At 46.1% G+C, this 17,495-nt stretch carries 18 protein-coding genes and 2 tRNA genes; 14 read left to right on the top strand and 6 right to left on the bottom strand.

The window, feature by feature from the left end; all coding sequences use genetic code 11:
* The first annotated feature begins 79 nt into the window (after positions 1–79).
* The 5 genes from GWC95_RS05270 to GWC95_RS05255 are packed head-to-tail and all read left to right on the top strand — an operon-like array spanning position 80 to position 3,192.
* Positions 80–460, top strand: a complete 381-nt coding sequence (locus GWC95_RS05270; RefSeq protein ID WP_161817652.1) for a plasmid mobilization protein — start codon at positions 80–82, stop codon at positions 458–460.
* Entirely contained in the window at positions 457–1,479 is a 1,023-nt protein-coding gene (locus GWC95_RS05265) for a relaxase/mobilization nuclease domain-containing protein (RefSeq protein WP_161817651.1), read from the top strand. The genes GWC95_RS05270 and GWC95_RS05265 overlap by 4 nt, the downstream gene beginning before the upstream one ends.
* Before the next feature lie 10 nt (positions 1,480–1,489).
* Positions 1,490–2,143, top strand: a complete 654-nt coding sequence (locus tag GWC95_RS05260) for a hypothetical protein (RefSeq protein WP_161817650.1) — start codon at positions 1,490–1,492, stop codon at positions 2,141–2,143.
* A gap of 24 nt (positions 2,144–2,167) precedes the next feature.
* Positions 2,168–2,491, top strand: coding sequence for a DUF6922 domain-containing protein (locus GWC95_RS20050; protein WP_394351248.1), 324 nt, complete (start codon positions 2,168–2,170; stop codon positions 2,489–2,491).
* Entirely contained in the window at positions 2,446–3,192 is a 747-nt protein-coding gene (locus GWC95_RS05255) for a nucleotidyl transferase AbiEii/AbiGii toxin family protein (RefSeq protein WP_161817649.1), read from the top strand. Before GWC95_RS20050 ends, GWC95_RS05255 begins: the two co-directional genes overlap by 46 nt.
* A 517-nt stretch (positions 3,193–3,709) precedes the next feature.
* On the opposite strand, the gene GWC95_RS05250 is transcribed toward GWC95_RS05255, so the two are convergent.
* From GWC95_RS05250 to GWC95_RS05230, 5 genes are all read right to left on the bottom strand, one after another.
* A tRNA-Pro gene (locus GWC95_RS05250) sits at positions 3,710–3,783 on the bottom strand.
* 28 nt (positions 3,784–3,811) lie between these two features.
* Positions 3,812–3,900 (bottom strand) — tRNA-Ser (locus GWC95_RS05245).
* A 337-nt stretch (positions 3,901–4,237) separates the two neighbouring features.
* Positions 4,238–5,671 carry a chromosomal replication initiator protein DnaA gene (gene dnaA / locus GWC95_RS05240; RefSeq protein WP_161817648.1) on the bottom strand — a complete coding sequence of 478 codons (1,434 nt, stop codon included), beginning with the start codon at positions 5,669–5,671 and terminating at the stop codon, positions 4,238–4,240.
* 173 nt (positions 5,672–5,844) lie between these two features.
* Positions 5,845–6,786: a metallophosphoesterase gene (locus GWC95_RS05235; RefSeq protein WP_161817647.1), complete on the bottom strand. Its 942-nt coding sequence runs from the start codon at positions 6,784–6,786 to the stop codon at positions 5,845–5,847.
* Complete coding sequence (locus GWC95_RS05230; RefSeq protein ID WP_161817646.1) at positions 6,773–7,540, bottom strand: 5'-nucleotidase C-terminal domain-containing protein; 768 nt, start codon at positions 7,538–7,540, stop codon at positions 6,773–6,775. Before GWC95_RS05230 ends, GWC95_RS05235 begins: the two co-directional genes overlap by 14 nt.
* Before the next feature lie 113 nt (positions 7,541–7,653).
* On the opposite strand from GWC95_RS05230, the gene GWC95_RS05225 reads away from it, so the two are divergent.
* The gene (locus GWC95_RS05225) at positions 7,654–8,031 is read left to right on the top strand and encodes a DUF3127 domain-containing protein (protein WP_161817645.1); all 378 of its coding nucleotides are present in this window, start codon (positions 7,654–7,656) and stop codon (positions 8,029–8,031) included.
* Positions 8,032–8,092: 61 nt separating this feature from the next.
* The gene (locus GWC95_RS05220) at positions 8,093–9,688 is read left to right on the top strand and encodes an NAD(P)/FAD-dependent oxidoreductase (protein WP_161817644.1); all 1,596 of its coding nucleotides are present in this window, start codon (positions 8,093–8,095) and stop codon (positions 9,686–9,688) included.
* Between the two features lie 351 nt (positions 9,689–10,039).
* Here the strand turns inward: GWC95_RS05220 and GWC95_RS05215 are convergent, their stop codons facing one another.
* Complete coding sequence (locus GWC95_RS05215; RefSeq protein ID WP_161817643.1) at positions 10,040–10,237, bottom strand: hypothetical protein; 198 nt, start codon at positions 10,235–10,237, stop codon at positions 10,040–10,042.
* Between the two features lie 203 nt (positions 10,238–10,440).
* On the opposite strand from GWC95_RS05215, the gene GWC95_RS05210 reads away from it, so the two are divergent.
* Genes GWC95_RS05210 through GWC95_RS05180 form a run of 7 tightly spaced genes read left to right on the top strand, consistent with a single transcriptional unit; the run spans position 10,441 to position 17,376 of the window.
* Positions 10,441–10,794: an S-adenosylmethionine decarboxylase family protein gene (locus GWC95_RS05210; protein WP_161817642.1), complete on the top strand. Its 354-nt coding sequence runs from the start codon at positions 10,441–10,443 to the stop codon at positions 10,792–10,794.
* Positions 10,795–12,723, top strand: a complete 1,929-nt coding sequence (locus GWC95_RS05205) for a DUF4178 domain-containing protein (protein ID WP_161817641.1) — start codon at positions 10,795–10,797, stop codon at positions 12,721–12,723.
* Between the two features lie 20 nt (positions 12,724–12,743).
* Positions 12,744–12,923 (top strand): hypothetical protein, encoded by a 180-nt coding sequence (locus GWC95_RS05200; RefSeq protein ID WP_161817640.1) that lies wholly within the window; start codon positions 12,744–12,746, stop codon positions 12,921–12,923.
* A gap of 11 nt (positions 12,924–12,934) precedes the next feature.
* Positions 12,935–13,138, top strand: coding sequence for a DUF350 domain-containing protein (locus tag GWC95_RS05195; protein ID WP_161817639.1), 204 nt, complete (start codon positions 12,935–12,937; stop codon positions 13,136–13,138).
* 4 nt (positions 13,139–13,142) lie between these two features.
* Complete coding sequence (locus tag GWC95_RS05190; RefSeq protein WP_161817638.1) at positions 13,143–14,663, top strand: polyamine aminopropyltransferase; 1,521 nt, start codon at positions 13,143–13,145, stop codon at positions 14,661–14,663.
* Complete coding sequence (locus GWC95_RS05185; RefSeq protein WP_161817637.1) at positions 14,663–16,279, top strand: flavin monoamine oxidase family protein; 1,617 nt, start codon at positions 14,663–14,665, stop codon at positions 16,277–16,279. The genes GWC95_RS05190 and GWC95_RS05185 overlap by 1 nt, the downstream gene beginning before the upstream one ends.
* The gene (locus GWC95_RS05180; protein WP_161817636.1) at positions 16,276–17,376 is read left to right on the top strand and encodes a hypothetical protein; all 1,101 of its coding nucleotides are present in this window, start codon (positions 16,276–16,278) and stop codon (positions 17,374–17,376) included. Before GWC95_RS05185 ends, GWC95_RS05180 begins: the two co-directional genes overlap by 4 nt.
* Positions 17,377–17,495: the final 119 nt, after the last annotated feature.

The raw sequence follows: 17,495 nt of genomic DNA, 5'->3' as shown, positions 1-17,495 counted from the left end.
CCGAAACGCTCGCTCCATTCATGCTATCGCATTCATGGAGAGGGTTCGCCACTGGCGAACCCTAAAGATTAGTCAAGCAATGAAGACAACAAAAAAACATAGTAATAGTAAAGGTGGCAGGCCTCCCAAAGAGATCAAGCGGAATAAAACAATCACCGTGCATTGCAGTGCTTTTGAACAAAGATTGCTTAGAGAAAAGGGAAAGGAAGCTGGTATAACTGCCTCTGAATATTTACGGGAGATCGGACTAACCGGAAAAATTGACAGGCCAAAAAGAGAGTTTCCGAAAGATGCTTTGTTGTTGAAAGGAACATTAAATCATATAGCCGCGAACCTAAATCAAATTGCTAAAAAAAGAAATAGTGGAGAAAATCTGGGCGCATTTATGCGAGAGCAATTGGACGAATTATCTGGACAGTTACACACAATTACCATCACTATCAGAAACTACTTTTCATGATCGGAAAAATTACCATTGGAAAATCATTTGGCGGTTGCATCCGATACTGTCTTGAAGATAAGCTGGAACTAACTAATGAAGAGAAGCAGACCATGAGTAAACAAGATGGCTTAAAACATGAGAACAGGGCGGAAGTTTTGGAATACAATATGTGCTTCGGCGAAAAGAAAGAACTGACCCGTCAATTCAATGAAGTGCGGGCACTCAGGCCACAACTTTCAAGTCCTGTCATGCACATTACTTTGAGCCTCGATCAGGAGGATGTTTTTACAACCGAAACTCTGCGGCAGATCGGACAAGATTTTGCAAAGGAGTTTGGTTTTGAAAAGAATCAATACATCGCCATTTATCACCAGGATACTAAACACCCGCATCTGCATATTGTAGTTAACCGGGTAGGTTTTGACGGCAGCAGGATCAGTGACTCCAACAGCTATAGGAAAATAGCTAACCTCTGCCGCAAGCTTGAATTGAAATATGAATTAAAACAAGTCTTAAACCCTGGAAAATTTATGACACAGCAGCAACGTTACGAACATAGCCGGGAACAAAGAATTGATCAGCGCAAAGAACACTTAAAACAAAATATCAGGGACTGTCTTTTAACCGCTACAAACTTTTCTGATTTTGTACACAAAATGGAACAACAAAAAATACAGGTTATTAAAAGTCGGGGTATCAGTTTTATAGACGACAAGAAGATGAAGGTAAAGGGAAGCGAGGTTGGATATTCTTTAAGCACAATTGAGAAGATACTTAGTCATTCAATTGAAAGACGGCAACGGTTGTATCAGCAATTAGAACAAGAGAAAAAACAATCACCAAAGATTGCCTACAAGCAGCAATCAAAATCTTTGTCTTTTAGTATTTCAAAACACCTGGAGCAACAAAAGAACCTGGATTTAAGCAAAGCTTTGGAAATTTTATTCAGACAGGAACGGGATTTCAATCAAACACCCTATGAATTAATACATCAAAAGAAGAAACGAAAAAGTCAATCACAACATTTATCAAGATAAAAAATAGATCATGGAACAGAAAACTATGGAAAAAGTATTGAATCAAATTTCTGAAGAACAGTTACAGAACAACCAGGAATTAAGATCTGTAAAGACGGTTCAGGAAAAACAAAATCAGGCACTTGAAAAAGACCGGGAACAAATCAATTTATTAAACAGGAACATGGAAACAATGAAAACAGAGCAAAAAACACTTTTGCAACGCGTAACTGCGCCAATTCAGCAAATTGAAGCATTTGGCGCTGAAATCAAAGAACACTCTGAACTCCTGAAAAAACCCCTTACACAAGAGATAGTACATGTTCATCATGTGCCCAGGTTATTGATTGCAACAATAGCATTGTTCTGTATTGGTATAGGAATTAGCATGGGCTGGTATCAAACCGGCCAGCGTTTGAATCAATATCTGAAAAATGATACCAAATGGAGAAGGCTGTCACTTGATGCCAATGTTAGTTTGACAAAATATATGCAGGATGTTTCTGATAGCGTTGAACAAAACCCGGACAAAATAAGAGAGGAGGTCAAAGCTGAGGAAGAGCATAACCTGCAGGTTTGGAACTTACAGCAAAAGATGAAAGCTGATAGTGCCGAGATGCGTTCTTTAGTACCAAATATCCCGACTATCACAAATATGGGTAACCATAATACTAAGAAAAAGTAAACCCAATACTCAAAACGGTAATAAATGTCAGTTTGTAGTAATTTTACCTACATGCAAGGGCCAAACCTCCATAAGCGATTATTCTGGGAATATGATTTTGACCGGATCGACTGGCAAAAAGAATCAGTCGGTATCATTGGTCGTGTCATTGAACGGGGTACGGAGCAGGAATGGAAGGAACTCATTCGCTATTATAGTGAGCAGAAGGTGATTAGTACATTGAAAAATGACATTAAGTTTTTGCCGGATTACAGCATTAACGATGTATGTCATTATTTCAAACTAAAACCCGAAGAGTTACTATGTTACATAAGGAAACAGTCGAGGCCGGGACATTGGGACTTATAAAACGCCTGATGAGTGATGAGAATTTAAAAGAATTCACTCTCGTTGGCGGAACTGCATTATCACTTCAAGTAGGCCATAGGATATCAATAGATATTGACCTGTTCAATAAACGGAATTTTGATAGTGAAGCGTTGAAAGAATATCTTATCAAAGAGTACAAGGCCGAAAATATCCGTTGCCACAATAATGCAGTGCTTGGCTTTATTGATGGAATAAAAATTGATATGATCGCTCATCGCGTACCCGACATCAAAGCAATCATAATAGAAGAAGGTATCAGGATGGCATCTCTCGAGGATATAGGAGCCATGAAACTAAATGCCATTACTCGCAATGGAACCAGGTTTAAGGATTTTGTAGATATGTACGTCCTGCTTTCTTATAAGCCTTTGGAGGTATATGGTGCAGCATTTGAAAATAAATACTTTGCAGAAGAGCTTTCCCGCGCCGTTACTTATCTTTCGCTTAAATATCATAAAGAAATTATACCCGCAACGATTCAATTTATGGGTAAAGAGTTAACATTATCTCTTCTTGCTGAACGATTTGAGCAAGCGGTACTTAACCCTTCTCAAATCTTTGGTAAATATGTAACACAGTCACAGGAATTGAAACAGGATATAAGCAAAGAGCAGAAACTGGATAAAGAAATAAAACAGATTAGGCAGAGACCGGATAGTGGTCGCGGTTATCGTATGTAGTCCAAAGCCCATCTTTTGTACTCGACTGCCGCGCTCGGCAACAATTGAACAAAGCCAGGCACCTTATCAGCTTGGCCTTTCGTTTAGCGGGATGATGGCAGCAACTTTCAAATCTTCATTCAGCAGCAGGACGTGCCATCATCCCGCTAAACGAAAAAAAATAATTTCTCATCATCTCCTTAGCCCATTTACTCTTTTCCTATCTTCCATAAAACTCAATAGCTGTTATGGATATCGGTACTGTAATCCGCATCCTCTCTTTACCGCTTATTATTATTCTTTTTGTGGTAGCCCGCAAATCAGAACTGAACAAAAAATATAAGAGATCCTTTGCTCTATATTTACTGATGGCATTAGTATGCCTTTCCTTATTTCTCAGTGGGTGGCTTAAAAACTCTTGATTCAACTTTTTTAGGAAACTTTCTTTGACTGAGGTCTGGGGTATTCTTCAAAAAGAAATGAACTGTCCGAAATATGTCCGAACAGTTCATAACTAATTGATAATCAATACTACTTGTCGGGAAGACAGGATTCGAACCTGCGACCCCCTGGTCCCAAACCAGGTGCGCTACCGGCCTGCGCTACTTCCCGATTGTATGGTTGCCGATTGGTAGATCCGCGGTGAGGGAGGGATTCGAACCCTCGGTACAGTTTGACCCGTACGGCAGTTTAGCAAACTACTGGTTTCAGCCGCTCACCCACCTCACCGTTCCTTTCTTTTCAGAGAGGGCTGCAAAAATAGGGGCTGTGGTGGGAACTGCCAAATAGATTGACAAAAAGTTTAACCGGAAAACGAAACCTTTTATACCCGGGCACGAAATTCTTGCTTCCACGTCTAAGGCAAACGCTGTTTCCGAAAGAACCACGGCCAATCGGATCAATTAACAGCAGCTGCGATTGCCACCGCTATTGCGTAGATTTTATCCTGTTTTCAAAGGGTTGTATTGGCATTCGGCGTGGCAGGTTTGCAAACACCTGGCAATAAGAAAGCCGCTGGTCTCCAGCGGCTTTCTTACATTTTTTTATCCGGTGCGATCTTATTGGATCACATTGCGGCCAACTGCACTTTCTGTGTCAGTTCCATTACGTTTTCGCGGAAGATGGAGTCGGTATCCATCAGGTCCTTTACCGTTTGGCAGGAGTGGATCACCGTGGTATGGTCGCGGCCGCCAAAATGCTCGCCGATGGTTTTCAAAGAATTCTTCGTAAACGCTTTTGCAAGGTACATCGTGATCTGGCGCGCCTGTACGATCTCCCGTTTGCGGGTTTTCTGCAGCAGTTTGTCGTACGAAACATCAAAATACTCACATACCATCTTCTGGATCGCATCGATGGTGATCTCCTTGCTGCTGGTTTTTACAAAATTGCGGAGGACTTTTTTCGCGAGCTCTACGTCGATGTCTTTTTTATTCAGCGATGACTGCGCCAGCAAAGAGATCAATGCCCCTTCCAGTTCGCGCACGTTGGTGTTGATGTTGTAAGCAACGTATTTTACAACTTCCTTCGGCATGTCGAGCCCATCGTTCTTCATTTTCTTTTCCAGGATCTCGATACGCATCTCGTAATCCGGGATCTGCAGATCGGCACTCAATCCCCAACGGAAACGGCTCAACAGTCTTTCCTGCATGCCATCGAGGTCCTTGGGTGGTTTGTCTGAGGTAAGCACCAGCTGTTTCCCACTCTGGTGCAGGTGGTTGAAAATCGCGAAGAAAGCATCCTGGCTTTTTTCTGCCCTGCTGAAAAACTGGACATCGTCGATGATCAATACATCGATCAACTGGTAAAAATGGATGAAATCGTTGATCGCATTGTTGCGGCTATGGTCCTGGAACTGGTTGATGAATTTTTCACTGCTCACATAAAGCACCACTTTGCCCGGGTGCAGCCTTTTTACCTCGTTACCGATCGATTGGGCAAGATGCGTTTTTCCCAATCCAACGCCACCATAAATTACCAGCGGGTTGAATGAATTGGCGCCCGGTTTTTCCGCCACCGTTTTTCCCGCCCTGCGCGCCACCCTGTTGCTGTCGCCCTCAACAAATGAGTCGAACGTGTACATGTGGTTGAGCTGCGGATCGATCTGCATTTTTTTCAGACCGGGAATAACGAACGGATTTTTTACCGGGTTGTCTATCACCAGCGGAAAATTCATCTCGTTGTTATTGTACGTCTTCATGTTGCTGGCAGGAACATCCATTGAGCCATTGCGGCCATTGGTGTTTCCGCTGTCGACCATGATGCGGTATTCCAATCTTGCTTCTTTCCCTAATTCCCTTTTTAGTGTTTTGGCCAGGAGGTTCACATAATGTTCCTCCAGGTACTCGTAGAAGAATTGACTGGGAACCTGGATCATCAAAACATTGCCTTTTAATTCAACCGGGTTGATAGGCTCGAACCATGTTTTAAAATGTTGCCATTCAACAATGTCCTTTATGATCTTTAAGCAGCTACTCCAGACTGACTCCGCGTTTTTTGCCATGTTAAAAAAAAGAATTTATAATGAGTTATTATGTTCTGTTTCTCCTATTTCCGCCCTACACGTTCCCTGCTCATCCCAACCTTCAAGGTATCTTATTTTCTCCACATGTGGATAACTTAGAAAAATAAATTGGGGCTGCGAATATGTAGACTTTATGTTGAAAAAAAAATTTTTTATTCTCTTGTTTTTTTACCGACAACCACAGTATGGGCTTTCGGGAGATTTTTCTTTTTCGGGCCCGAAAAATTATAATCCAGCCTGCCCAGCTGTATCCCTGCCCAACCCACCTGATTCACAAGCACATCGCTTCCGTTCCTGTTCGTGTACTTACGGGGCTCTTCAAAAAAACGATGTGTGTGACCGCCTATGATCAGGTCTATATCATAGGTTTCTTTCGCAAGTATTTCATCGCTCAGCCTGTTGTCGTCGTATTTGTCTCCGAGGTGCGACAAACAGATGATCATGTCACAACCTTTTTTTCGTAATATATCTGCGTTCCTGTTGGCCGCTTCAACCGGGTTTGAATACACCGTTCGGCCGTACAGGTTTTCGGGAACCAATCCGCGGAGTTCTATCCCCACGCCAAGCACGCCTATCTTAAGGTCTCCTTTCTGAAATACCTGGTAAGGCTGCGATCTGCCTTCCATCGGCGTTCCTGTGAAATCATAGTTACATACGACCAGCGGAAAACCCCCGTTTGCCAATTGCTTTGTAAAGTTTTCGAGTCCTGCATCAAAATCGTGGTTACCGATCGTGGCCGCATCGTAGCCCATCATTTTCATGGCTTTCATTTCCGGCTCTCCCTTATACATATTAAAGTAAGGTGTGCCCTGGAAAATATCGCCCGCATCGAGCAGCAACACTTGCCCGCCTTCGTTCCTGATCTCCTGTATCAGCGATGCCCTTGCGGCCACACCGCCCAGTCCCTGGTTGCGGCTGCCATCCATCGGAAACGGATCGAGACGGCTGTGCACATCGTTTGTATGTAATATGGTAAGACGGCGCTCCGGTGCCGCAGCGGCGCCGGCCGCAAACGGCAGCAGCGATGAGGCTGCGATGGCGCCACCGGCGAGGGTGGCCTGTTTTAAAAACCGTCTGCGGTTAATTGTTGACATAGCTAACCCTGTTTTCGATGGTGTAATCAACAGGCTTTCCCTGTTTTGTGTAATTGCCTATGAATTCCATCAGCGCATCCCTGAACAGGTAACCTTTACTGATCATCGGAACTTTGCGCAGCATCTCACAATTATCACCACCACTCGCCACATAGTCGGAATTGGCGATCACATAGGTTGTATTCGGATCAAGGGGTTTGTTATTGATGGATACATCCACCGCTTTTTTATCTTTGATACGGAGCCGTACACCCGCAGATACGGGCCAGCCGCCATCTGCTGCCATCCGGTCGAGGAACTCCTTTAATACATCGCCTTTTATTTCCTGCAGTACAACAAGGTTATCAAAAGGCATGATCTCGAAGATCTTTCCAACCGTAATATCTCCTTTGGCAATGGTGGCGCGTATGCCGAACTGGTTCATAAAAGCAGCATCCACCTTGCGCTCAAATTTTTTCTCCGCCATTGTGCGCATGCAATCTGCCATCAGGTTGCCAAGCTTGCTCTCGGGCTGCTTGTTGCCAAGATCGTCTTTCGCAACAGCGATCACTTTATTCATGGTTTCGTTCAGCGACAAAGAATAGGGCTGCAGCATCTGCACAAGCGCCGGATCCTTTTTGCTGTCTTTCTCTATCCGGTAATCCTTATAAAGAACCGATGTTTCACCCGCAGGCGCCGTTGACGCATGCCTGCCGCTGCCGCAGGAAACGGAGAGGATGGAGAGGATATAAAACGACAGTAATTTCCGCAGCATGGTGAAGCGAGGCTTATTATCGGAAGATACAATAATAATACAGCGGGAAATATGTTTTTTTTCCCGGTACGTGATTTTTAATACTACTTTTGGTTTCTTAAATAAATCAGGATATGTCGTACGAAATCACCGGTAAACTGGTAGCTGTTTTTGATATTGTGCAGCGCACAGAAACTTTCAAAACACGTGAATTTGTAATTGAAAAAACGGAAGATATTGGTGGTAGAGTTATTACCAATTATGTAAAGTTTCAATGTGTGCAGGACAAGACGCTGATGGTTGACCGTTTCAACCTGGGCGATGAGGTGAAAGTGCAATTCAACATCAAGGGCACCAAATGGGTGAAGGATGGCCGCGAGAATTACATCACCAACCTGGATGCCTGGAGAATGGAAACCGTTAAGCTCGATCAGAATTCCGGGAACAGTGATTCGGTGAATTACAATGATATGCCGCCGCCGGCCGATGTGGTGGATGACCTGCCGTTCTAGCCCTGGCTCCGGCAATAAAATCAAAAGCAACACTTTTTAGGATAAAACCCTAACAGTAAGTATGCAAAAACAGATCTCCCTTAAACTTACACCCGCCGAAGCGGCGGATGATGCCGTTGTTGGCAGTTGCATTGCCCGTTCGCTGGGCAGGCCCGAAGAAGACATTACGGGATTTTACCGTGTGCGGCAATCGATAGATGCACGCAGCAGGAGCCAGGTATGGATCAATACCACCGTTCAGGCTTTTGTAGACGAACCTTTTCACCAACGCGAAACCAGTTTCATTTCATTCCGGGAAGTAAGCAATGCAAGAACGCGGGTGGTCATCGTGGGCGCGGGTCCGGCAGGCCTCTTTGCCGCACTGAAGCTGATCGAGGCCGGTATCCAGCCCATCATCCTCGAAAGGGGAAAGGACGTGCGGGCACGCAGGCGCGATCTCGCGGCCATGAACAAAGAGGGCATTGTAAAACCCGAAAGCAATTACTGTTTCGGCGAAGGCGGTGCAGGCACCTACAGCGATGGTAAACTGTATACACGCAGCAGCAAACGCGGCGACATCAACCGCATCCTCAACCTGCTTTGCCAGTTCGGCGCGGAAGAGAAGATATTATACGAGGCACACCCGCACATCGGCACCAATAAACTTCCGCACATCATCACAGCCATGCGTGAACAGGTGAGGGAGAGCGGCGGTTTGTTTTTGTTTGAGAAAAAAGTAACGGGCCTTGTGATAGACAACGATACCATCAAAGCCGTTGTTACCGCCGATGGCGATACGATACACGGAGATGCGGTGATCGTTGCAACCGGGCATTCGGCGCGCGATGTATTCCATCTTTTTCACGACAACAAATTACGCATCGAAGCAAAGCCTTTTGCCCTCGGGGTGCGCATCGAACATCCGCAGGAATTGATCGATTCAATACAGTACCATTGTCCCACGCGCCCGGCGCTGCTCCCGCCCGCCTCTTACGGGGTGGTTGAACAGGTGAATGAACGGGGCGTTTTCAGTTTTTGCATGTGCCCCGGCGGCATCATCGCCCCCGCGGCAACGGCACCCGGCGAAATAGTAGTGAACGGGTGGAGCCCAAGCAAAAGAAACAACCCATTTGCCAACAGCGGCATGGTGGTACAGGTAGAGATCGCAGACGCAATCAGCTACCTGAATAAGAGCAAACAGGCGGATAAACCTGTTTCGGAAAAAGACCCGCTTGCGCTGCTGCATTTCCAGCAATCGATTGAACGCGCTGCGTTTGCCGCAGGTGGTGGTAACCTGCAGGCCCCGGCACAGCGGATGGTTGATTTTTGCCGCAACAAAATTTCAGCAGAACTGCCCGGTTGCAGTTACTTGCCGGGCATCGTATCATCCGATCTGCGTACGGTGTTGCCTCCTTTTATCCACGAACGGCTGCAAAAAGGTTTTGAAGCCTTCGGAAAAAAAATGCGCGGTTACCTTACCAATGATGCGCTGGTGGTGGCAACAGAAAGCAGGACATCGTCACCGGTCCGGATCCCGCGCAACCATGATACACTTGCGCATCCGCAGGTACATAACCTGTATCCCTGCGGTGAAGGTGCGGGCTATGCCGGCGGGATCGTAAGTGCAGCGATGGATGGGGAACGCGTAGCGGACGTGCTCATAAAAAAAGAGAGGTAAAAACCTCTCTTAACCAAAAATTTACTCAACGAGAAAACTGTAACTCTGTCTGTGAAGAGGCAGAAATAGCGGAACCAAATTCCCCCCGGTATTGATCCACTATTCCTGCATAACTGGTAATCTTTTGTAAGCAGTTTACCTTGGTTATTTCTCTTTACGATGTAAAAATAGGATCGTGTATTTTGCCCGCCTACGGGAAAAACCCCGTATTTTATTTTTAGCTATTGGATGTTAGTTTTTTGACAGTACAAACATGCTGGGATGGCGGTTTGGCAAACACCTTCCATGCAGGTTCGATCCCTAAGACAAGCGCATCGATCTTACAGGGAACCTTCAATAATAATAACGGCTTTACTTACCCGTTTTTTTTCTCGCTTCCGTCTGCAGCACGATCAAATGCATTTCAAGTTTGGGCCGGCCGAAGCGAAGCTCTTTCGCCATCTGCTTCAGTTTGTCAACAGCAACACCGTATTTTTCAGAAAGCTGCCGGCAGGCCTCATCGCTGATGGGCGCCGGGTAGTAAATGGATTTTCTTTTAGCGGTAGTCATCTTGCGATCGTTTACGACCGCAAAAATGAAAAGAGTGTACCATGCGGGTAAGGTTATTTTTGTGGAATTTTTCTACACATTGGCCATAATGTGAACTAACCAACCCGGTGCTTTGGAAGCCGGGCGGTCTTATTTTCCGGCTTTTGTAATATTTGTTTACCATCCGCGACAACTGTTTGATACGAAATTGTATTTTTAAGCATATGAGTTATCAACCGGGTTCGCACCTGATCGCATCACTCCAAACCAAAACCGCTGCGGCCATCGAACGTTCCGCGCATTTTGCCGCATGGCTCGATGAAACGATCGCCAGATTCAAGCTCCGTAAACTGGGCGTGGTATTTCACGATTTTGAGCCTGCCGGTTTTACTGCCGTTGTTTGTTTGAGCGAGAGCCATATCTCCATTCATACCTGGCCGGAATACAAACTCATCAATCTCGATATTTACCTGAGCAACCATGAACGTGTGAACGATAATACCGTTCACGCCTTATTCGATGGCATCAAAGCCTATTTTGATGCAGATACCTTAACTGTTCAAACCATTACCCGGTAAATGAGCAGCCCATCCATATTATCCTGCCTGGCCTGCGCAGCGCCCATTGTTCCGGTTCACCCGATGGTCAATTATGTTCATTGCGGTACGTGTTTCCGTGTGTTCAGGCATGAAGACGGCCAACTGCAGGATGGAAGCCCCTGCACCATCATCTTCCAACACACCGAAAGGATGCAGGTTGGCGTAAAAGGGAAATGGCAAAACCAACACTTCACGGTGATCGGGAGATGCCGCCTGTATCTGAACGAATCCGTTTTCAATTACTGGACAATCGTTTTCGAAGACCAATCGCTCGCCTGGCTGGCGGAGGGATATGGATTGTATTTTATTGTACCCGATGTAACGCGCGCCACCATTCTGCGCCCCGGGTTGTACGATGAATTGCAGCACGCGGAAACAGGCGATAAAATCACCTTCCCCGGTGAAAAGGACCAGGCATATATTTTAGAGCAAATACAGTCCTGTCACAAAACGGAAATGGATGGACAGGCATTCTTCCCCGACATCGATTACGCGTATACTGTTTTTGAAGCGGCGAATACGAAAGGGCACAGCAAAACAGCTTTCGCTTACAAAAAGGACCAGCGGGTTTTTCTTTATGATCTATTACCGGCCAGGCCCGAAGAATTGGCCCTGTCGGGATTGCGCGAAGCGGTGGCTTCAAAAAAAGAGTTTGTATGCGGGGTATGTGATGCAAACATCCAGGTAAAAAATTATCCGTACGCACAAAGTTGTATCTGTGATTCCTGCGGAACGGGTTATTACCTTGAAGGAACGGATTACAAAAACAGTCATCAGAAATTTCCACAGAACAGGATAATGGATCTGCCCATCAATATAGGGGGCACGGGTAATTTCAACGGAACAATGTACATCGTTCATGGTTATGCCGAAAAGCAGGAGAAAAATATTTACAAAGCCCGGTGGCGCGAGTATTACCTGCTGCAACCCAACAGCCGTTATGCAGTGCTGAGCGAGTTTGATGGCCACTGGATCTTTGTTCAGGAAGCATCCGATGCGCCGGTACTTACCAACCCGGATATTGCAGGGTTTGATTACAAAGACAAGACGTTCACAAAATACAACCGTTATCAATACACTCTGATCAATGCATCGGGAGCGTTTCCACACAATATTTTAGACAACCAGGAGACGATGTGTTACGAATACGTTCACCCACCACAGGTATGGATCTATGAGAAAGACCGGAACGATGGCATCAGGTGGTTTATTGGCGAACACATAGAGGCATCATCTGTAAAAAAAGCATTCGGACTAACGAAACAGTTGCCTTATAAAAAAGGATTGGGTGCGGTGACGCCCTTGCCTACGGATCATATAAGCGGCCAAAGTTTGTTCACCTGCACGATCGTGGGATTTTTGTTCCTCCTGTTGCTGCATCTTGGTATTGGTGCAGGTAAAACAAACCAGGTGCTGGTCCCCTTCCAGACCATCCCGATGGCCGATACATCAGATGTTGTATCGGTTACCTTCGATAACCTGGTGCTTAACAAAAGTTCATCCAACGTTAATGTCTTTGTAGCCGCTAACGTGCAAAACAGCTGGTTCGAATTAAGCGGCTCGCTGATCAATAAGAACAACGGAAACGAATACAGCTTTTCGCAAGGCGTGGAATATTATGCAGGCGTAGAAGATGGGGAGTCGTGGTCGGAAGGCAGCAAGTCTGAGAACTTTCACGTTGCCAGCATTCCTTCCGGAAACTACATCCTGCAATTGCAGGGTACGCGCGAGCACAGTATATGGAACAACAACAACAACACGAACGAATTCCAGGTAGAAGTGAAATACGATGTTGGGGAGGCCAGTAATATTTTATGGGCCCTGGGTTTTATGTTGATATGGCCCATCGGCATGGCGCTGCTCATCAGGTATAACAACGAACGAAGGAGAAACAACAGCGCATTTTAAAAAACACAAACCGCCTTAAGATGAACAGATACAATCCTTTCAGCAGTGCATCGGTACTTTTTCCGTATCGCTGGTTTATCGTCATCCTGCTTTCGCTGGGTGCATTTATGGGATACAAGGATCTTACCGGCGGTACATTTTTTCAATCATCCAAACAGGAACAATGGACCAGCAATGGCCCGGGTGGTTATCACAAATAAAAACAAAAACTATGGTACAGCCGATCATCAATTCGATCATTTACTCTTTTTTGGGTATTGGTATTTTACTGGTGGCTTTTTTCCTGATAGAGATTCTTACGCCCAAACACAGCCTGCGTAAGGAGATCATGGAAAACCGCAATATGGCGCTGGCAATTGCAGCGGGTGCGTTCATGTTGTCTGTTGCCATCATCATTGCTTCTGCCATCCATTAACACCATGCGAACAGAAAAGAATACGCAATGGTTGTTGCTTGTGGCGGTACTGGTGATTGCAACCTGTGGATTGATCTATGAACTCGTGGCAGGAACACTCGCAAGTTACCTGCTGGGCGACAGCGTTACGCAATTCAGCACCATTATAGGCGTATACCTGTTCTCCATGGGCATCGGTTCTTTTCTTTCCAAATATTTTGATGAGCCATTGCTGCATTGGTTCATACGCATCGAATTACTCGTTGGACTGGTAGGCGGGTTTAGCGCACCATTGCTGCTTGCCGTTTTCCCGCTGGCGTCGTCTTTCAGGATCATCCTGTATGCGATCGTTGCAATAACGGGAATGCTGGTGGGGCTCGAGATCCCGCTGCTGATGCGGATCCTGAAAGACAAAGTGGAGTTCAAAGAACTCGTGAGCCGCATCTTCACTTTTGATTACATCGGTGCGTTGCTGGCCTCACTTGTGTTCCCATTATTGCTGGTTCCGCACCTTGGCCTTATGCGCACCTCGCTTTTCTTTGGCATCATGAACATTGCTGTGGGCTGGTACCTTGCACATTATTTCAAACGTGAAGTAAAACAGGCAACGTCGCTGCGCTTCGCGGCCATCGTTTTGCTGGTGGCCGAATTGGTGGTGTTTGTGTTTGCAGACAGGATACTTACCTGGAGCGAATCGGTTTCTTACAACGACCATGTGATCTATTCCAAATCAACTGCGTACCAACGCATCACCATCACGCGCAACAAAAGAGAAATGCGTTTGTTCCTGAATGGCAACCTGCAGTTCAGCTCTGCCGATGAATACCGTTACCACGAAGCATTGGTTCACCCTGCGATGTCTTCGGTGCAACAGCCAAAACAGGTGTTGGTTCTGGGTGGCGGTGATGGGTTGGCGGTGAGGGAGATCTTAAAATACCCGTCTGTACAACACATCACGCTGGTAGATCTTGATCCTGCCATGACGAAACTGTTCAGCAGCCAGGATGTGCTTACAAGCCTGAACAGTGGATCCTTAAAAAACCCGTTGCTGAAAGTATACAACGAAGATGCTTTTGTATGGCTGCGCAACCACCACGAACGGTTTGATGTCATCATCATCGATTTTCCCGATCCTTCCAATTTTTCCATCGGTAAATTATACAGCACTACTTTTTACAGGCAATTGAAAAACAACCTCGATAGCAAGGGCATCGCTGTGATCCAGAGCACGTCGCCGTTTGCAGCGCCAAGAAGTTTCTGGTGCATCGATGCAACGTTGCGGTATTCAGGATTCAATACGGTTGCCTATCACAATTATGTTCCTTCTTTTGGCGAGTGGGGATACATCATGGCGAAGTTTGGTGATGATACACTTTCGTTCGCCAGCCTGCCCGCAAACCTCAAATACGTAAATAAAATAACCATTGCACAGATGTTGAATTTCCCGGACGATATGCGCGCGCGCAAACCGGTAGAACCCAACCGACTCAACAACCAGGTGCTTGTTCATTATTTTGAAGAAGAATGGTCGAAATACCTTGACTGATGAACAGGAAAGAATTCATATCCCGGTTTGCAGGCATAACAGGTGTTGGCGTGTTGCTTGCAGGTTGCAGGCACAACCCTTCGTGGACGGCCGCCATCACGGGCGCAAATGCGGCAACAGGACATATGCTGCGCAACCCTGTGATCGGAAAGATCGAAAATACGGTTGAGCAGAAAGTAGCGATCATCGGTGGCGGTGTAAGCGGGTTGTCTGCGGCAAGGGCATTGCACAAAGCGGGCATCCGCGATCTCGTTTTGATCGATCTTGACGAACACATCGGCGGCAATGCAAAATGGGGAGAAAACAGCATAGGCGCTTACCCCTGTGGCGCACATTATGTTCCGGCGCCTGATATTTCTCTGAAGGAATACCTTGAATTTTTGCGGGAATCGGAAGTGATCACCGGTTTTGATGAGCAGGGGCTTCCCATCTACGATGAACTTTTCGTTTGCTTTGATCCCGAAGAAAGACTATACATCAACGGCCGCTGGCAGGAAGGGCTTGTGCCGGCTTTTGGCCTGCCCGCAGATGACAAAAAACAAATTGAACGTTTTCTTGCGCAGATGAATACGTTCCGTTACATGAAGGGCACTGATGGAAAAGATGCGTTTGCCATACCGGTTGACCGTTCAAGCAAAGATGGTTCGCTTACAGCGCTCGACCGGCAAACCATGGATCAATGGCTGCAACAGAATGGTTACAGCAGCAGCTACCTGCGTAATTACGTCAACTATTGCTGCCGCGACGATTATGGTACAACGGTGGAACAGGTAAGCGCATGGGCAGGCATTCACTATTATGCATCAAGGAAAGGCAAAGGAAAAAACATCGCATATAGTGATGTGCTTACATGGCCGGAGGGAAATGGTTTTCTCATAAAAAAACTCGCCAAAGACCTGGATGGAGTTGTTCAAACGGGCTGCCTCGCAATGGACGTAAAACTCGAAGACGATAAAGTTCATGTTGTTTACTATGATACCCGGTCAAAAAAATACAACAAGATCATTGCAGACCAATGCATCGTGGCCGTACCGCAATACATCGCTTCAAAAATCATTAAGAACGAGGAGCGTGCGCAAATGGTGAACAGGCATCTGAACTATGTGCCCTGGATGGTTGCAACCTTAACGGTAAAACAAATGGAGGAACGGGATGGCGTTGCGTTGAGTTGGGACAACGTGATCTACGATAGCAGGTCGCTGGGTTTTGTTGATGATACGCACCAGTACACCAACCAGTTTCAGCCGGAAAAAAACCTGACGTATTACCTTCCGCTTACGGATGGTTCTCCTGCCGCAGAAAGGAAAAAGGCCAGGGAGAAGAGCGCAGAAGAGTGGACAAAGATCATCCTCGAAGACCTGAAAAAAGTATATCCCGAGATTGACAGGTCCGTCAAAGAAGTAAAGATCAACATCTGGGGCCATGCAATGGCGCAACCCTTGCCGGGTTTGATCCACGGCGGTATCCGCGAAGAGCTTGGCAGGTCCATCGGTCGGAGAATACATTTTGCCAACAGCGATCTTGCGGGCGTAAGCCTTTTCGAAGAAGCTTTTTACCAGGGGTTGAACGCAGCGTCGGTTGTAACAAACCCATTCAATCAAAATACAAAGGCATGAGCAGGCAACCGTGGATGGGAAAACCGGTCACCGATATTTTATTTATCCAGCTGCCCCCACTGCTGAGCCTGCTTTTTATATTCCTGTTCCCGTCGTTTTTTCACTCCGCTGCGGGTATGTCTGATGCGGGCTGGCTCGTGTTGATCGTGCTTGTTGATGTGTCGCATGTATATACCACATTGTACCGGACCTACTTCGATAAACACATCTACCGGAAACAGAAGGCAATCCTTACCGCTATACCTGCAGCCGGGTTTGTTGCGGGCGTGATCCTGTACGCTATGAACCCTTTGTTTTTCTGGAGGATACTGGCTTATGTTGCCGTGTTTCATTTTGTGCGCCAACAATATGGTTTTGTGCGTGTATACAGCAGGCAAGAAGCTGCGGGTGTTATCAATAAAAGGGTTGATGCGATCGCTGTATATACCGCAACGTTGTATCCCTTGCTGTACTGGCATTTGAGCGGGCCCCGCAATTTCAACTGGTTTTTGAAAGGCGATTTTGTTTATTACCCGTCGCCTGTTCTGTTGGATATTGCAACAGGATTGTATGTTCTTGTAATCGCACTGTATATTGTCAAAGAAACGGTGATGATCACCAGGTCTAAAACGATCAACCTCCCCCGGAATGGAATTATGGCGGGCACGTTTTTGTCGTGGTATTTCGGTATCGTTTATTTTAACGGTGATCTTGTGTTTACCTTGCTTAACGTGATAGGCCACGGCATTCCCTATATGGCGCTGGTTTGGATCCATGGCCGTCGAAACATGCCGCAGCCAGGTAGAAATGGAAGCCTGCTGCAGTGGGTCTACCAGAAAAGGGCCGGGATATTCGTTTTCCTTCTGATCGTCCTTTTTTTTGCGTTGATGGAAGAAAGCCTTTGGGACCTTTTTGTATGGAAAGAACACGACACCGTTTTACTCACAGCATGGATCCCGCATGTGAATGTACCACATGAGCTGCTGGCGTTTATTGTGCCGGCACTTGCATTGCCGCAGATCACGCATTACATACTTGATGGATTCATCTGGAAGATCGGGAAAGACAATTTCAGGTGGTCTAATGAAAAGGGCGAATCTTCTGTAGCGACTGTTTGAAGTTTCCTTACTTGTTAAAATAGGTAAGATTGTTTTTTCGGCATCAATTTTTGATCTTTACCCTATATATTACACCTTGATAACAAGGCGCCGCAACATTCTGAACAATAAGCCACCGT

It is taken from the genome of Sediminibacterium roseum, assembly GCF_009939005.1.
Classification (GTDB): Bacteria; Bacteroidota; Bacteroidia; order Chitinophagales; family Chitinophagaceae; genus Sediminibacterium; species Sediminibacterium roseum.
This window is presented reverse-complemented; position numbering and strand designations above follow the sequence as displayed.

What these genes read in the sequence shown, in the direction of transcription:
- GWC95_RS05270 (WP_161817652.1), top strand. Translation starts at nt 80, where the DNA reads ATGAAGACAACAAAAAAACATAGTAATAGTAAAGGTGGCAGGCCTCCC.
- GWC95_RS05235 (WP_161817647.1), bottom strand. Translation starts at nt 6,786, where the DNA reads ATGTCAACAATTAACCGCAGACGGTTTTTAAAACAGGCCACCCTCGCC.
- GWC95_RS20050 (WP_394351248.1), top strand. Translation starts at nt 2,168, where the DNA reads ATGTCAGTTTGTAGTAATTTTACCTACATGCAAGGGCCAAACCTCCAT.
- GWC95_RS05205 (WP_161817641.1), top strand. Translation starts at nt 10,795, where the DNA reads ATGAGCAGCCCATCCATATTATCCTGCCTGGCCTGCGCAGCGCCCATT.
- GWC95_RS05200 (WP_161817640.1), top strand. Translation starts at nt 12,744, where the DNA reads ATGAACAGATACAATCCTTTCAGCAGTGCATCGGTACTTTTTCCGTAT.
- GWC95_RS05185 (WP_161817637.1), top strand. Translation starts at nt 14,663, where the DNA reads ATGAACAGGAAAGAATTCATATCCCGGTTTGCAGGCATAACAGGTGTT.
- GWC95_RS05210 (WP_161817642.1), top strand. Translation starts at nt 10,441, where the DNA reads ATGAGTTATCAACCGGGTTCGCACCTGATCGCATCACTCCAAACCAAA.
- GWC95_RS05260 (WP_161817650.1), top strand. Translation starts at nt 1,490, where the DNA reads ATGGAACAGAAAACTATGGAAAAAGTATTGAATCAAATTTCTGAAGAA.
- GWC95_RS05230 (WP_161817646.1), bottom strand. Translation starts at nt 7,540, where the DNA reads ATGCTGCGGAAATTACTGTCGTTTTATATCCTCTCCATCCTCTCCGTT.
- GWC95_RS05180 (WP_161817636.1), top strand. Translation starts at nt 16,276, where the DNA reads ATGAGCAGGCAACCGTGGATGGGAAAACCGGTCACCGATATTTTATTT.
- GWC95_RS05190 (WP_161817638.1), top strand. Translation starts at nt 13,143, where the DNA reads ATGCGAACAGAAAAGAATACGCAATGGTTGTTGCTTGTGGCGGTACTG.
- GWC95_RS05265 (WP_161817651.1), top strand. Translation starts at nt 457, where the DNA reads ATGATCGGAAAAATTACCATTGGAAAATCATTTGGCGGTTGCATCCGA.
- GWC95_RS05225 (WP_161817645.1), top strand. Translation starts at nt 7,654, where the DNA reads ATGTCGTACGAAATCACCGGTAAACTGGTAGCTGTTTTTGATATTGTG.
- GWC95_RS05255 (WP_161817649.1), top strand. Translation starts at nt 2,446, where the DNA reads ATGTTACATAAGGAAACAGTCGAGGCCGGGACATTGGGACTTATAAAA.
- GWC95_RS05195 (WP_161817639.1), top strand. Translation starts at nt 12,935, where the DNA reads ATGGTACAGCCGATCATCAATTCGATCATTTACTCTTTTTTGGGTATT.
- dnaA (WP_161817648.1), bottom strand. Translation starts at nt 5,671, where the DNA reads ATGGCAAAAAACGCGGAGTCAGTCTGGAGTAGCTGCTTAAAGATCATA.
- GWC95_RS05215 (WP_161817643.1), bottom strand. Translation starts at nt 10,237, where the DNA reads ATGACTACCGCTAAAAGAAAATCCATTTACTACCCGGCGCCCATCAGC.
- GWC95_RS05220 (WP_161817644.1), top strand. Translation starts at nt 8,093, where the DNA reads ATGCAAAAACAGATCTCCCTTAAACTTACACCCGCCGAAGCGGCGGAT.